Genomic DNA, 14,390 nt, shown 5'->3' on the forward strand with positions numbered 1-14,390 from the left:
AGATAAAAGATTAACTGACCGATTAGTAAATATTGCTGATAGTTTGATAAGTTTACCTGAAAGCTCAATTAATGAGGCATGCGGAAGTTGGTCAGAAGCAAAAGCAGCATATCGTTTTTTTCAAAATGAGAACGTAAAAGAAGTCGATATTCTAGCTTCACACATTGATAAAACAGTTGAAAGAACAAAAGCTCATAAAAGAATTCTTGTGATTCAAGATACAACTTATATTTCATACTCAAGCCATAAGCGGATTGGGAACTATTGCTGGAAAAGGAGCAGTAATGCATACAGCCCTTGCTGTTAGTACGGAAGCTGGGAATACTGGATCAAAAGATTTACTCGAGGCAACTCATTTCTGAAGAAGAAAAAAGACTAAAGAGCCATCGTAACAACGTTCATATTGAGGATAAAGAAAGTATGAAATGGCTAGAAAGTTTAAAGAAAACAAATAATATTATAGATCTGGCCCAAACCGAAGCTATAACTGTATGTGACAGAGAAGCAGATATGCATGATTTTTTTGAACTTGCACATAATCTTAACTCAGAAATTTTAGTAAGAGCTTGCCACAACAGAAATGTAAATAAAAAATTCATGCATACCAGGAACAAGCAAAAATTATGGTCATTGATCCAAGGTCTCCCTTGCGCTGGAAAAGTAGAAGTTGAAATCCCTGCTAGAGATAACAAGCAAAAAAGGACAGCGTTTTTAGAAATTAGATTCGGAAAATTTATCACATGAAGGCCATATAAAATGTAAAGAAGGTCACATAAAATATAAACCGACAGAGTCTACAACTTCACGCAATTCATGTTGTTGAAAAAAACTCTCCTCCCGAAGCAAGTCCTCTAGAGTGGATGCTTTTTTCCGGTCAGTACTTTTGAAGAAGCTGTTGAAAAAGTTAGTTGGTATTGTTTGAGATGGAAAATAGAGATATTGCATAAGATTTTAAAATCTGGTCTCAAAGTTGAGGAATGTAGACTTGGAACAGCAGAAAGATTAATGAGGTATTTTAACAGTCATGAGCATTATTGCTTGGAGAATTTTCTTTATTACATCAATTGCAAGCAACATTACCATGTACTGCCTTATTAGCTGAGGAAGAATGGAAAGTTTTATATGTTAAAATACACAGGAAACCATGTCCAAATATAGCCCCTACTATAAAAGAAGCCGTTTCGTGAACTTGGAGGTCATTTAGCAAGAAAAAGCGACCCAAAACCAGGACCAATTACTCTTTGGAAAGGGTGGAGACGTCTCTTTGATCTAGCAGAAGGATGGAGACTTGCTCATGAACCTCATATTTGTGGGTAATAGTAAGGTTTCTAAGGGAGGGAGTAGTAGTAATACTGCTTCCTTACCTGACCAGTTTGCTCGTGATAAAGGTTTTGAGAAACGCGCTCAATACTATGCTGCTAAAGCTTATTCAAGTCAAGCTCACAAAGGTGATCAAGATCTTAAAGGAGTTATTTTTATTGCTATCGCCGATTTTATCTTATTTCCTAACAAGCTGGCTTACAAATCTGATCACGTTACTTTTGATAAAATTACCTATGAACATGATCTCAAAGATTTTAGTTGCACTTTCATCGAGCTACCAAAGTTTAATAAGACAAAAGAAGATCAGCTTTCAAATATTGTTGAAAAATGGATTTATTTTTTTAGTGCGACCCTGAAAGTCGTGGTTTTGTGGTGGTTAAATTCCACTTTCCCTAGACATCGGGGATAATGTATATCTCACATTTTAAAGGGTGGCAACCTTTGGGGTGCAAGCATGAGATAAAAGCAGGTAACACTAAACCTCATGGTGAATCCTTGCAAACAGAGTTAGATATGATTACGAGAGGAACCTATGTTTGAATTGTCATCAAAGCATAGTATGCGAAAGGAGGTTGAATTACGCATAGACCAAAACGGTATGAAGCAAAAGTGGAACTAAAGATTGAAGACTTTAGTTATTGATGTTCCCAGCTTCCGGCAAATAGTAGGAATCTAAGTTTAACGTGAAACGAAGCCATGGAACGGAGTAACCACATAAAAGCTCTTATATTCATTAAAATATAAGTAGGTAGCCAACCACAAGCTGCTATGTGGAAGGATTGTTTAAGAAGCTAATGCCCAAAGTAATATCTGGGATATGCAGACGTAAACACTTTAATTTGGAAGGTAAAGTGGTGAATAGTAGTGAATATGTTATGGACCAGCAAAAAGCTAGGTATGAATGGAATGGAATTCCTTGGCGAAAGCTGAAGAAATCTTCATTTAAGCTACAAAAACGAATTTACCAAGCTTCTAAATGTAATGATATCAAAAAGATGCATAATCTTCAAAAATTATTGCTCAAATCAACAAGTGCAAAAACACTCGCTGTTAGGAAAGTAACACAGGACAATAGGGGGAAGAAGACTGCAGGTATTGATGGAAAGGCTAATCTTAATCAAAAAGAAAGATTACAACTATCATATTCTTTAGATATAAAAGAAAAAGCAAAGCCATCAAGACGCGTTTGGATCCCAAAACCTGGTAAGCCATCGGAGCATCGCCCGCTTGGTATACCTACTATATCGTGTCGAGCAAAACAAACACTTGTAAAAATGGCTTTAGAACCAGAATGGGAGGCAAAACTTGAGCCAAACACTTATGGTTTTAGACCTGGTAGATCATGTCATGATGCAATTGAAGCCAGATTTGATGTGCTAAAACAGAAAACAGCATATGTATTAGATGCTGATATTTCTGGATGTTTTGACAATATTAACCATAATAAACTGCTTGAAAACCACACCAACGTTAAAGAAAATCATAAGAAGATGGTTAAGGGCAGGCGTTATGGAAGATGGAAAGTTTCAATCCACAAAACGTGGTACAATTCAAGGAGGGACGATCTCACCGTTGCTAGCTTGTGTTGCATTACACGGATTAGAGCAACATATCAAAAAAGCATTAACAAACGAACTCTTTCAATGCATGAAAAGAAAATATGGTAGGATATCGCATAAAAACGCGCAAAAGTCTATTAGTGTAATTTTCTACTGTGATGATTTTGTCATCATACATGAAAATGAAGAGATTATTCTTAAAGCAAAAATTTTAGTTGAAGAATGGTTAGAAACCATTGGACTAAAATTAAAGCCCTCTAAAACAAGAGTTTCTCATACATTAAGAACCATTGATGAAACAAAACCAGGATTTGATTTTCTTGGATTTTCAATAAGACAATATCCAACAAAAGAAAGTAAAAAAGGTTACACATTATTAATAAAACCAAGTCGTAATTCTATAAAGCAGCATACATTTGCTATTAAACATAAACTTAGAGAAATGCGTGGGGCGCCACAGGAAGTAATAATAAGGAATCTCAATCCAATAAACAGAGGATGGAGTCAATATTACTCTTCGGTAGTTTCATGTAAAATCTTTAGCTCATTGGATAATACTATACATAGAAAGCTCTGGAAGTGGGCAGTCTTTAGGCACCCAAACAAAGGGAAATGCTGGATAAAAAGAAAATACTTTAAAAAGTATAATAACGATAACTGGCGTTTTATGACAAGTAACAAGATACATCTTATTATACACAGTGATCATGATATTAAACGACATATCAAAGTGCAAAAAACCAGATCTCCATATGATGGTGATTGGGTATATTGGGGTAAACGTCTGAGAAAAATACCAGATAAGCCATTAAGAGTAATAAAACTATTGAAGTTACAACAAAGTAAATGTGATAATTGTAGACTATGGTTTAAAAGTGATGATACAATAGAAATACATCACAAAGACCGGAATAGACGAAACAATATGATCAAAAACTTATCTTTGTTACATGGACATTGTCACGATGAATTACACAGGAGGTGTGCATGAAAAGCACCAAATTGGAGAGAAGCCGTATGAGGCGCAAAGTCTCACGTACGGTTTTGAAGTCGAGTGAGGAGGGGCGACCTTCTTCACTTAGACAACAATATGCAGATGAAACTACGGAAGAAGACTTAAGGAAAATAGCAGAAAAAGCACCAATAATAAAGTTAGCCTACGATGAATTAGACAGGTTTAGCTGGAATGAAAAAGATTTAGTAGCATATGAAGAAAGAATAATGGATCTACGTAAGGAAGAAGCCATTCTTGAATACAGACTTGAGGAAGGTATAGAGAAAGGAAAAATCGAAGTTGCAAAAAATTTACTTAAAGCTGGTGTATCTGTTAATTTAATAGCTGAATCCACTGGCCTTTCTCAAGCTGAAATTGTACAGCTTAAGCAAGAAGTGGCCTAAGTATCACGGTTTTCAGGGCTTTTTTAGCTCGGCAGTGGTCTGAAAAGTCCATTTTTCACTTTATAAAATGTTTATATTTTACCACCTACTTTATTTGAATAAGTTCTTCTGCCACACTCTGAACGGATACTTGAATCAGGCTCAAGTTGACAAGTAGATGTTATCTTGTTATAATAAATATTTATTAATTTAATCTTAACTTAAGAGGGTATTTATGGTAGCAAGTGATAGTGTTTTAAAAAGGTATGCGTTAGCCTATATAAAGAAATTAGGTAATAATAATAATATTGAAGGGTTTCTACAGTATTGTAATAATACACCGAATTTAACTTGGAGCAAGGAGAATTTTAAAAATGTGTATGAAGAATTTACACATCCAAATTCAAGCAATAGGCACGATACAGGAAGCAGAAATGATCAATATAACGCAGGGAATAACGCACAACCTACAGGCCCTCAGACTACACATATACATGTATACAATGATAGAGGTTTAGATTTTTGGGATTATTTACTACTTCGCAGCCTGTTTGGTGGTCATACTACAGTTATAAATAACCCTGGTTTCAGTAGTGGTAGCCATCAAAGCAGAGAAGATAAGAAAAAAGACTCAGAAGACAATAGAAAGTTATTAGCTTTAGGTATGGTAGCTGCAGTTGTGTGTGTTGCTTTCCATGCTGGTATGTGCTTTTGGTACAACAGCAGCAAAAAAGCGGCTAGAAAAGAAGAAAAAATAGATTATCTTGATAATAAACTTAAAACGTTCAGAAATATAGAATTTGCGGTTGGCGCTGTTTCTTTGGCAGCTTGTGCTGTTTACCCAGTCTTACCAGTGTGGGGTTTAGTCATTCTTGGTATTAATTCTCTTGTGTGTTTTGCTGGTGGTTTAGCTTTTCATATGAAGCATGAGGAAGAATCAGAAAATATCGAGAAAGCTAAAGGAGCGGTAGATAGCTGTCTTAGACAAGGGCATGGTTATGGAGATTCTTCTCGTTATGATGCACCACCTCCTTACTTTTCTCAAGATCCTAATACTACTCCAACTGCTCCTCCTTGTAGTGAATTTGATAATTCTAATGCGAAACGGCAGTTTGAGAATTGTGAGGGGTTCACGTATGATAGAAATAAATAGTTTTATTTTTAGCCAAATTAATTGAATCAAGCCACAAAATCTGCTAAAGTTAACTTTATGAAAGCACCCTTAGCTCAGTTGGATTAGAGCATTTGACTACGGATCAAAAGGTCGGGCGTTCAAGTCGCTCAGGGTGCACCACATTTTATAGGAAGCAGAAGTCACACTTGAAATTAATATATGCAATACCTATCTTTAAAGGTTAAGCACTAAACTATTATATATGAGCAAAAAAGACTACTATGAGCTACTGGAAGTAGGCAGAAATGCCAGTATTGATGAGATAAAAAAAGCGTATAAAAAATTAGCGTTAAAATATCATCCTGATAGAAATCCTGGCAATCAAGAAGCAGAGGAAAAATTTAAAGAAGTAACAGCTGCATATGAAGTTCTATCTGACTCTGAGAAAAGGGCAGGCTATGACCGTTATGGCCACGAAGGTGCTTCTGGTGGATTTCAAGGCTTTAGCTCTGCAGGAGATTTTAGCGACATATTCAATGACTTCTTTGGTGGAGGATTCGGTGGTGGTGCAAGTAGATCGAGAGCAAAAAGAAGTACAACAGGAGTATCTGGAGCAGACCTACGTTATGATCTTGAAATTACCTTAGAAGATGCATTTAAAGGAATACAAGCGCCTATACATTATGTGACAAATGTAAAATGTGATACATGCCAAGGCACAGGTGGCGAAGGAGCAATTAAACCAGTTCAGTGCCACACATGCCAGGGAAGCGGTAGGATTAGAACTCAACAAGGCTTTTTTACCATCGAAAGAACATGTACTACATGCTATGGGGAAGGAGAAATAATACAAAACAAATGTAAGAAATGTGGTGGAAGTGGACGTAGAAGAGATGAAGTAAATATATCCGTTTCAATTCCAAAAGGCATAGAAGAAGGAGCTAAGGTAAGGATAAGTGGTAAAGGAGAAGCTGGAACAAAAGGTGGAAAAAGTGGAGATTTATACGTATACGTGAAAATAATTTTTCATAAAATCTTTGCTAGAAATAAAGCAGATTTACACTGTAAAGTGCCTATAAGAATGACACTAGCAGTGCTTGGTGGTGAAATCGATATTCAATCAATTGATGGAGCTAAAATAAAAGTAAAGGTCCCTGAAGGCACTCAAACTGGTACCAAACTACGTTGTAGGGAAAAGGGTATGCCATATATGAACTCACATGCTCGTGGTGATTTATACGTACAGGTAATAGTTGAGACTTTAAATCCAAAAAATTTAACTAAAAAGCAAATTGAACTATTAAAAGCGCTTGAAGAAGAGGAAAATGCAAGTGTACAACAGCAACCTGAAGGGTTTTTTAGTAAAGTAAAAAAAAAATAAGAAATCTGCTAAATGACATAAAGGGGTAACTGTTTACGGGTTTTCATTTAATCCTGCAATTCTTTGACCTTATTAATGGAAAACTTAACAATAGTGTTATTATTAGCCAACAGAAACTTCTTAGTTCCTTAAAACTATGTAAAAGCAATAAATTTCTTTATTTAAGGTCGAAGTTTTGCTATTCTCAGGTTTTAATAATTTAAATTTAATGAATATAAACAAAAATGAGTTTTTATTTCTTCCGCTTGGGGGAGTAGGAAGAATCGGGATGAATGTTAGCCTATATCATTACCAAGGTAAGTGGATTATGATCGACCTTGGTGTTGGTTTTGCAGATGAAACTATGCCAGGTGTTGAGCTGCTCATTGCTGATATAGATTTTATTGCTCAAAGAAAAAAAGATTTACTTGGAATAATAATTACACATGCACATGAGGACCACTGCGGTGCAGTGCCCCACTTGTGGGAAGAGTTGCAGTGCTCCATATATACAACAAAGTTTACGGTTAATTTTCTTAAAGAGAAACTAAAAGAATTTCGATTGGAAGGTATAGTGCCTGTGAAAGAGGTAGACATAAATGGCAGCATAAATTTGGGTCCTTTTACCGTCGAGTTTATAAATGTAACTCATTCAATTCCTGAGGCAAATTCAATATTAATTAGCACTGAAATGGGTAGTGCACTCCATACCGGAGACTGGAAATTTGATCCAAAACCTGTTGTTGGATTAACTTCTAATATGGAGCGTCTAAAAGAAATTGGCGATAAAGGTGACCTGCTTGCAGCAATTTGCGATTCAACCAATATATTAAGCAAGCATCACCCTGAGTCAGAAGGTGAAATTTATAATAATATTTATAACATAATAAAGCGGTCTAAAAAATTAGTTGCTGTTTCGCTATTTGCTTCAAATGTGGCACGAATTGAAACGATAAGCCAAGCTGCAAAAGCACTAAATAGAAAAGTAGTTTTACTTGGTAGATCTTTATGGAGAATAGTGAAAGTTGTGCAAGATAGTGGTTATTTAACTGATTCTCCTCAGTTTCTTGAAGCAAAGGAAGCAGTAAATTTTCCAAGGGAAGAACTGGTGCTACTTTGCACAGGTTGTCAAGGTGAGCCACTGGCAGCTACCGCAAGACTTGCTGCTAAGAGTCATCAAGCATTTAAAATGCAGCAAGGTGATACCATGATCTTTTCGTCAAAAATCATTCCTGGAAATGAAACTCGTGCGCACAATATGCTCAATGCCTTTATTGAGATGGGGGTAGAAGTTATTACTGAAAAAACAGAGCATGTTCATGCTTCTGGGCATCCAACAAGAGAAGAGCTAAAGGAAATGTATTCTTTAATAAAACCGAAGATGTCTATTCCAGTTCACGGCGAATATATTCACACGCATGCACATGTAAAATTTGCTAAAGAGTGCGGTGTGGCAAAAGCAATAATGATTGCACCAGGTGATATTGTTAATTTGGAGAACGGAGAAAAGGTTGATTCAATTGATGTTGACTACTTTGGTATTGATGGTATGTTGCTACGTCATCCGGAGAGCAGTGTTATAAAAATGCGTAAAAGAATGAGAGATGCCGGAGTTATTGTGGTAACAGCAGTTGTAAACAAGAAAAATAAATTGCTTGCTAAACCAAAAGTATTTGTACCTGGTGTTTTTGAAGTGCTAGAAGATGCAGCTACCATACAGAAAATTGTCAAGAAAGTTGAGTCGTTGTTTAGTTTGCAGCCAACAAAAAAAATTAAAAATAAGATTGAAAGTTCAATATTGAGTATCTTAAAGGAATATTTACTAAAAAGACCTATAATTGAGGTTCAGATAGAACAGGTATGAAATGAATGAAGCTATTCGTTCATCTGGTGTTATTTATTTCGTTATTTATTCCTTATTTTACAAAAGCTGCTTTATATGTTGATATAAAAAAAAGCAGTGTTGGTAACATTGGTCTTGTTGTATCTAAATGTACATGTAAAACAGCGTTGGAAAGCGAATTAAGCGAAAATATTGCAAAGGTAATAGGAACAAATTTATCTAATTGTGGCTTATTTAATGTAAAACGTGGCGCGGAAGCTGAATCTAAATCTTGGAAAAGCGATACTGTAGTCACAGTAAGTTTAAGCGAAATATCTGGTAGTGCATTAGAGCTATCATTTCGTTTATTTGACACTTTTACAAAAAGAGAATTACTTACTCAGTCAGTTGTTTTTCCAGCAAAAGACTGGAGAAAAATTGGTCACCTCGTTTCGGATGTGATACATGATAGATTAATTGGTGAGAAAGGGCACTTCAACACAAAAATCACGTATATCGCTGAAGAAAAAGATAGCAACTACAAATCTGTGCGTAAAATTGTTGTGATGAATCAAGATGGAAGTAATATAAAATACTTAACAAATGGCGATAGATTTGTGTCAACACCGAGATTCTCACCAAATGGAAAGGGTATTGTTTATATCTCGTACGCAAATGGTAAAAGTTATATAATATTAAAAAATTTAAAAGATAACACTGAATCAATAATCAGCGCATTTGAAGGAGTTGTTTCTGCACCAAGATTTTCTCCCGATGGTAAATCTCTTTTAATTTCCCACTCATTGGGTGGTGAAACGAATATATTATCTTTGGATTTAAGTAGTAAACGAACAAAAAAAATTACTAAAGGTTCAGCTATAAGCACTTCTCCCTCTTTTTCTCCAGATCAAAAGTATATGGCTTTTAGTTCTGATATAAGTGGGAGTCAGCAACTGTACGTTATCGATTTTACTAACAAAAGTAAAAAACCTAAAAGAATTAGTTTTGGAAGTGGAAGATATGCTACGCCTGTTTGGTCGCCAAAAGGAGATCTAATAGCTTTTACAAAGATTCAGTCAGGAAAATTTTACATAGGAGTTATGAAGCCAGATGGCAAAGAAGAACGTCTGCTTTCAGAGGGGCATAAAATTGAATCCCCGGCATGGTTACCAAATGGTAGAGAAATCATTTTTACAAGAACAGAATCACCAAGCAACTCTAAACTATATTTAGTAGACTTAGTAAAGAAAAATCAAAAAATGGTTTCCACTCCCACAAATGCTTCTTTACCGGATTGGTCTTATTTTTGAAAGTAGATTTATTGTATCTGTTCAGATGCATGGCTAATGCTGAAACAAAAATTCCAGTGCTCCCTTTCTTGTCATCCCAGTGCTTGACACTGGGATCCAGATTGGGCACTAAGTTGGTAAACACGAAAGCGCTTTACAACGTTTTTGATGGAACTGTGCAAAAGGACTGGATGCCAGTGTCAAGCACTGGAATGACACCCATTTGTTCCTATAGTTGTCTTTTCTCGTCTACCTTATTTTGCCACTCTGCTGAACAGATACGATCCATTATAGGTTTGATATGAGCCTTATTTTACCTTAATCATTTATAACCTTTGGCACTACGAAATACCCATGCTCAGGTTTTGTATTGGACAATATCTCTTCTTTAATGTTTTGAGAATTTATAACATCATCGCGTACATGAATGTCCTTGTCTATGCTGCCATAACGCATAGGAGAAACACCTTCAGTATTAACTTGCAATAAAGTATCATGTATCCAATCCAGCATTGTCAGTTCTTTGGAGTAGTGATCAATCTCGTCATTTGATAACTTAATCCTTACAAGCTGTGCAATTTTAAGCATTTCTTCTTTGGTAATTGTTATTTTTCTCTTATTTGCAAATTCTATTAGTGAAGTAATAACGTCTTCTGTTGACTTAGCTGGCATCTTTACCTCCTTGGATAAAGTGAGTTAAAATATTTACAACCGAAACAACTTCTATTTTACCAGTTTTTTCAAGTTTGTGAAGTATGGTATCCGTAATCACTAATTTATCTAAAGAAGAGGAAGAGATTTTCTCAACTGCACTTCCTGAAAGCACGCCATGTGTGATGCATGAAATTACGGACTTTGCTCCGTGGCCTTTTAAAGCAAGAGCTGCATTACACAATGTTCCACCAGAGTCAACTATATCATCAACAATGACACAATTTTTATTCGCAACTTCTCCTATTATGTTCATTACTTGAGATGTGCCTGCTCTCTCCCTATATTTATCTACTACAATAATCTTATCACTTAACCCTATCTTGTACTTTTCCTCTAAAGCCTTTGCAAAAGCACGTGCTCTGCCAATTGCTCCAACATCAGGTGCAACAATTGCCAAATTTTCTGTGTGTATAGAGTCAACAAATGCTTCAAAGCAGTTCAAATTAGTTATCGGTACATCAAAGAATCCTTCAATTTGACTTGAGTGCAAATCAATAACTGCAACACTACTTGCACCTGCAGTTTGAATAAGATTTGCAACTAATTTGGCACTTAAAGCAGACTGCACATTATTGTTCTTGATAATTCTATCTTGCCTGCTATATCCATAATAAGGGATAATTACTACTATCCTTTTGGCTCCTAATCTATTTACTGCATCAATTATAAGCAGAAGCTCCATAAGATTATCATTCACAGGGGGAGAAAGAGATTGTATTATATATACTTCTTGATTATACAGATCATTTGCTACTTCTACATTTACCTCACCATCGGTAAACTTTGATATCCAAGCAGAGGATGGTTGAACATCTAGCCGGTTAACTACTGATTCCCCTAATTCCTTACTAGCATTACCTATTATTATTTTCATAACGCACTAATTGAGTTTTTAAGATTATACAGAAATTGTGAAATAATTGAAATGTAAGTGTCTTTATCTAGCATTCTTGTCGGTGAATTAGGTACCTCTTGTACAATGACCTGTCATTTTCACGCGTTGTTTCAATATACAGACCCAAATTGAAACAACTATACAAAATCCTGCTTATGTTTCAAGATAAATGACTTTAATGAAATATAATTTATCTAGTCATTTGTATCTGCTAACATACTACACTTCCCATTGTAGAGCCTCTGCAACTTACTGAAATTTATAATCGCTTTATAAAAAGCTTTATACTCTTTGCTTAATTGGAGGTGCTACCTCTGCACTTTCTGCTCTGTCTAGGGTACTACTTGGTTTTTCTGCAGTAATTTTTTGAATGCTACCATCTACCTTATTCTTGATATCTGCTCCATATGATCTTAATACTTCAATAGCTTTCTCGTTTCCACTATTCAGCGCAATATCCAAAGCATCCATTCCATCATTATTTTTGTGGTTGATAAAATTCTCTAACTCAAAGATTTTTATATATTGCTCAATGATGAATTCTACCACTTTTCCAGGGCAATTATTAGCGGCAGGAAAGAGTACTGCATTGTTATTATTGTCTTTCTTTGTTACATCTGCTTTGAGCTTGTCTATCAAATACTTGATAATTTCTATTCTGCTATCATCTTCTGCTTCAGTGCACTGCCTAGCAGCTAAAAACAGAGCTGTTCGCCCATTATTGTCCACATCTTCAATATCTTGCCCCTTATCAATTAAGGTTTGTATTATATTTTTATTCCCATACAAAGCAGCAAAGTGAAGAGGAGTATACCCTTCGGTACTTTCTCTTTCATTAATCAATGCACCATGGCTAGCTAGTAATTCTATAAATTCTGGCGTATTTGCAAAAACTGCAAAGTGCATTGGTGTTAGATCATCTTTACCATGATTTTGAGTTTTTGCATTAACGTTTGCTCCATTTTTTATCAGCAATTTTGCTATTTCTAATTGTTTGCGTCCGATGGCAATATGCAGTGGCGTACGATTGCGTTCATAATGATCATTGACGTTTGTACCACACTTTATTAGTAGTTCTGCAGCTTCAATATTACCTTCCTGAATTGCAACGTATAAGGAAGCATATCCATCTTTTGTTTCCTCTGTCATACGAAATTGCGAACATGTTAGTTCATATATTATTAAGGATTATTATTAAGTTTTTATTAATACAATATTAATGTAGCGGGATGACGAGCTTATCGTCATCCCGCCGCGAACCGTCATACCACTGCGAACCGTCATACCGCCGCAGTATCTCTAGATCCCGCTAACAAGTAGCGGGATGACGGTTTTTCAAATTATCGTAAGTCAGTTTAGCTATAGCTACAAGTTTCATTCTTCCCTTACAAATGACTTTACTGCGTCCTTTTTTCGGATTCAGAATTAGCAAGAAACGTTCTTGTAAGGTGGTCTACTAAAATTTTGCTTTATAAAACAATGTCTGAACTATGCAATTAATACATTATCAACACAACTGATTCATAAAAGCAAATATTATAACCACGAAGAGAGGAAATGTTATGCTTAGTTTAATAAGAAAGACCTGGAGAAAAAAAATGACTCATCAGGTAAACAATTCGAAATCGAAAGAGAAGGAAAAACAAAGGATTCCTACTACGGAAGTAAGCAAACATCGGGGTAAAGAACCAACTATTATATCACTTGCTTATGCTATACTACGTAAAGATAGTATAGCTGTTGAGAAAATGTTAAGAGTAGCTAAAGAAAACGGTATTCTGAAAGACATTCTTGACGCAACAACAACTATAAAATATCCAGGTGGTCAGGAAGAAACTTGCACACCACTTACTTATGCCATATTATGTAAAAATAGCAAAACTATTGAAGAAACTTTAAAAGTCTCTAAAGAAAACGGTATTCTGAAAGATATTCTTAACGCAACAACAACTATAAAATATCCAGATGGTCGGAGAGCAACTGTTACACCACTTGATTATGCTATACTACGTGGAGATAGTATAGCTATTAAAGAAATTTTAAAAGTCTCTAAGGAGAACGGTATTCTGAAAGATATTCTTAACACAACAGCAACTATAAGATATCCAGATAACAAGGAAGTGACTTACGCGCCACTTGCTTATGCTATGTTCTGGAAGGATAGCAAAGCTATTAAAGAAATTCTAGTAGCAGCTGAAGAGAACAGTATTCTGAAAGATATTCTTAACACAACAACCACCATGAAATATCTAGACCGGGAAGTGACTTACACACTACTTGCTTATGTTATACTACGTAGAGATAGTATAGCTGTTGAGAAAGTGTTAAGAGTAGCTAAAGAAAACGGTATTCTGAGAGATATTCTTGACACAACAATAACTATAAAACATTTAGATAGCCGGGAAGTGACTTACACACCACTTGCTCATGCTATGTTCTGGGAGGGTGGCAAAATTATTAAAGAAATTCTAGTAGCAGCTGAAGAGAACAGTATTCTGAAAGATATTCTTGACGCAACAACAACTATAAAATATCTAGATGGTCAAGAAGAAATTTACACACCGCTTACTTACGCCATATCATGTAAAAATAGCAAAACTATTGAAGAAATTTTAAAAGTCTCTAAAGAAAACGATATTCTGAAAGACATTCTTGACGCAACAACAACTATAAAATATCTAGATGGTCAGAAAGAAATTTACACACCGCTTACTTACGCTATATCATGTAAAAATAGCAAAACTATTGAAGAAATTTTAAAAATCTCTAAAGAAAACGGTATTCTGAAAGATATTCTTGATGCAACAACAACTATAAAATGTCCAGATGGTCATGAAGAAACTTGCGCACCGCTTACTTATGCTATACTACGTAAAGATAGTATAGCTGTTGAGAAAATGTTAAGAGTAGCTAAAGAAAACGGTATTCTGAAAGACA

The 14,390-nt window shown here is 35.4% G+C and carries 10 protein-coding genes, 1 tRNA gene and 4 pseudogenes; 12 read left to right on the plus strand and 3 right to left on the minus strand.

Annotation, left to right across the window (positions count from 1 at the left end; all coding sequences use genetic code 11):
* The 11 genes and pseudogenes from BA053_RS06640 to BA053_RS07185 all read left to right on the plus strand — a co-directional run.
* A pseudogene (locus tag BA053_RS06640) lies at positions 1 to 1,317 on the plus strand (IS4 family transposase); the annotation flags it as partial.
* Between the two features lie 52 nt (positions 1,318 to 1,369).
* A pseudogene (locus tag BA053_RS02035) lies at positions 1,370 to 1,666 on the plus strand (PD-(D/E)XK nuclease family transposase); the annotation flags it as partial.
* A 532-nt stretch (positions 1,667 to 2,198) separates the two neighbouring features.
* Positions 2,199 to 2,765, plus strand: a pseudogene (locus BA053_RS08290) (reverse transcriptase N-terminal domain-containing protein); the annotation flags it as partial.
* Between the two features lie 67 nt (positions 2,766 to 2,832).
* On the plus strand, positions 2,833 to 3,873 hold the full coding sequence (locus BA053_RS08295; protein ID WP_255356232.1) for a group II intron maturase-specific domain-containing protein: 1,041 nt from the start codon (positions 2,833 to 2,835) through the stop codon (positions 3,871 to 3,873).
* A gap of 95 nt (positions 3,874 to 3,968) precedes the next feature.
* Positions 3,969 to 4,280: pseudogene (locus BA053_RS07830) on the plus strand (Rpn family recombination-promoting nuclease/putative transposase); the annotation flags it as partial.
* Positions 4,281 to 4,494: 214 nt separating this feature from the next.
* On the plus strand, positions 4,495 to 5,412 hold the full coding sequence (locus BA053_RS02050) for a hypothetical protein (RefSeq protein WP_065106701.1): 918 nt from the start codon (positions 4,495 to 4,497) through the stop codon (positions 5,410 to 5,412).
* Between the two features lie 63 nt (positions 5,413 to 5,475).
* Positions 5,476 to 5,553: transfer RNA gene (locus BA053_RS02055), tRNA-Arg, on the plus strand.
* A gap of 82 nt (positions 5,554 to 5,635) precedes the next feature.
* Positions 5,636 to 6,754, plus strand: a complete 1,119-nt coding sequence (gene dnaJ / locus BA053_RS02060; protein ID WP_065094981.1) for a molecular chaperone DnaJ — start codon at positions 5,636 to 5,638, stop codon at positions 6,752 to 6,754.
* A gap of 208 nt (positions 6,755 to 6,962) precedes the next feature.
* On the plus strand, positions 6,963 to 8,597 hold the full coding sequence (locus tag BA053_RS02065; protein ID WP_065094980.1) for a ribonuclease J: 1,635 nt from the start codon (positions 6,963 to 6,965) through the stop codon (positions 8,595 to 8,597).
* A 5-nt stretch (positions 8,598 to 8,602) separates the two neighbouring features.
* Positions 8,603 to 9,865: a Tol-Pal system protein TolB gene (locus BA053_RS02070; RefSeq protein WP_065094979.1), complete on the plus strand. Its 1,263-nt coding sequence runs from the start codon at positions 8,603 to 8,605 to the stop codon at positions 9,863 to 9,865.
* Between the two features lie 29 nt (positions 9,866 to 9,894).
* Positions 9,895 to 10,149, plus strand: a complete 255-nt coding sequence (locus tag BA053_RS07185) for a WPE palindromic element domain-containing protein (RefSeq protein ID WP_156518216.1) — start codon at positions 9,895 to 9,897, stop codon at positions 10,147 to 10,149.
* A gap of 13 nt (positions 10,150 to 10,162) precedes the next feature.
* Here the strand turns inward: BA053_RS07185 and gatC are convergent, their stop codons facing one another.
* The 3 genes from gatC to BA053_RS02085 form a co-directional block, all read right to left on the minus strand.
* Positions 10,163 to 10,516 carry an Asp-tRNA(Asn)/Glu-tRNA(Gln) amidotransferase subunit GatC gene (gene gatC / locus BA053_RS02075; protein ID WP_065094978.1) on the minus strand — a complete coding sequence of 118 codons (354 nt, stop codon included), beginning with the start codon at positions 10,514 to 10,516 and terminating at the stop codon, positions 10,163 to 10,165.
* Positions 10,506 to 11,432 carry a ribose-phosphate diphosphokinase gene (locus BA053_RS02080; RefSeq protein WP_065106702.1) on the minus strand — a complete coding sequence of 309 codons (927 nt, stop codon included), beginning with the start codon at positions 11,430 to 11,432 and terminating at the stop codon, positions 10,506 to 10,508. The genes gatC and BA053_RS02080 overlap by 11 nt, the downstream gene beginning before the upstream one ends.
* A 303-nt stretch (positions 11,433 to 11,735) precedes the next feature.
* Positions 11,736 to 12,602, minus strand: coding sequence for an ankyrin repeat domain-containing protein (locus BA053_RS02085; RefSeq protein WP_065106703.1), 867 nt, complete (start codon positions 12,600 to 12,602; stop codon positions 11,736 to 11,738).
* Between the two features lie 413 nt (positions 12,603 to 13,015).
* On the opposite strand from BA053_RS02085, the gene BA053_RS02090 reads away from it, so the two are divergent.
* A partial coding sequence (locus BA053_RS02090; RefSeq protein WP_458695137.1) for a WD_0033/WD_0034 family tandem repeat-containing protein occupies positions 13,016 to 14,390 on the plus strand: 1,375 nt, incomplete at its 3' end.

It is taken from the genome of Wolbachia endosymbiont of Nomada ferruginata (genome assembly GCF_001675785.1).
GTDB classification, from domain to species: Bacteria; Pseudomonadota; Alphaproteobacteria; order Rickettsiales; family Anaplasmataceae; genus Wolbachia; species Wolbachia pipientis.

What these genes read in the sequence shown, in the direction of transcription:
- BA053_RS02085 (WP_065106703.1), bottom strand. Translation starts at nt 12,602, where the DNA reads ATGACAGAGGAAACAAAAGATGGATATGCTTCCTTATACGTTGCAATT.
- BA053_RS02065 (WP_065094980.1), top strand. Translation starts at nt 6,963, where the DNA reads ATGAATATAAACAAAAATGAGTTTTTATTTCTTCCGCTTGGGGGAGTA.
- BA053_RS02050 (WP_065106701.1), top strand. Translation starts at nt 4,495, where the DNA reads ATGGTAGCAAGTGATAGTGTTTTAAAAAGGTATGCGTTAGCCTATATA.
- dnaJ (WP_065094981.1), top strand. Translation starts at nt 5,636, where the DNA reads ATGAGCAAAAAAGACTACTATGAGCTACTGGAAGTAGGCAGAAATGCC.
- gatC (WP_065094978.1), bottom strand. Translation starts at nt 10,516, where the DNA reads ATGCCAGCTAAGTCAACAGAAGACGTTATTACTTCACTAATAGAATTT.
- BA053_RS02070 (WP_065094979.1), top strand. Translation starts at nt 8,603, where the DNA reads ATGAAGCTATTCGTTCATCTGGTGTTATTTATTTCGTTATTTATTCCT.
- BA053_RS02080 (WP_065106702.1), bottom strand. Translation starts at nt 11,432, where the DNA reads ATGAAAATAATAATAGGTAATGCTAGTAAGGAATTAGGGGAATCAGTA.
- BA053_RS07185 (WP_156518216.1), top strand. Translation starts at nt 9,895, where the DNA reads ATGGCTAATGCTGAAACAAAAATTCCAGTGCTCCCTTTCTTGTCATCC.
- BA053_RS08295 (WP_255356232.1), top strand. Translation starts at nt 2,833, where the DNA reads ATGGAAGATGGAAAGTTTCAATCCACAAAACGTGGTACAATTCAAGGA.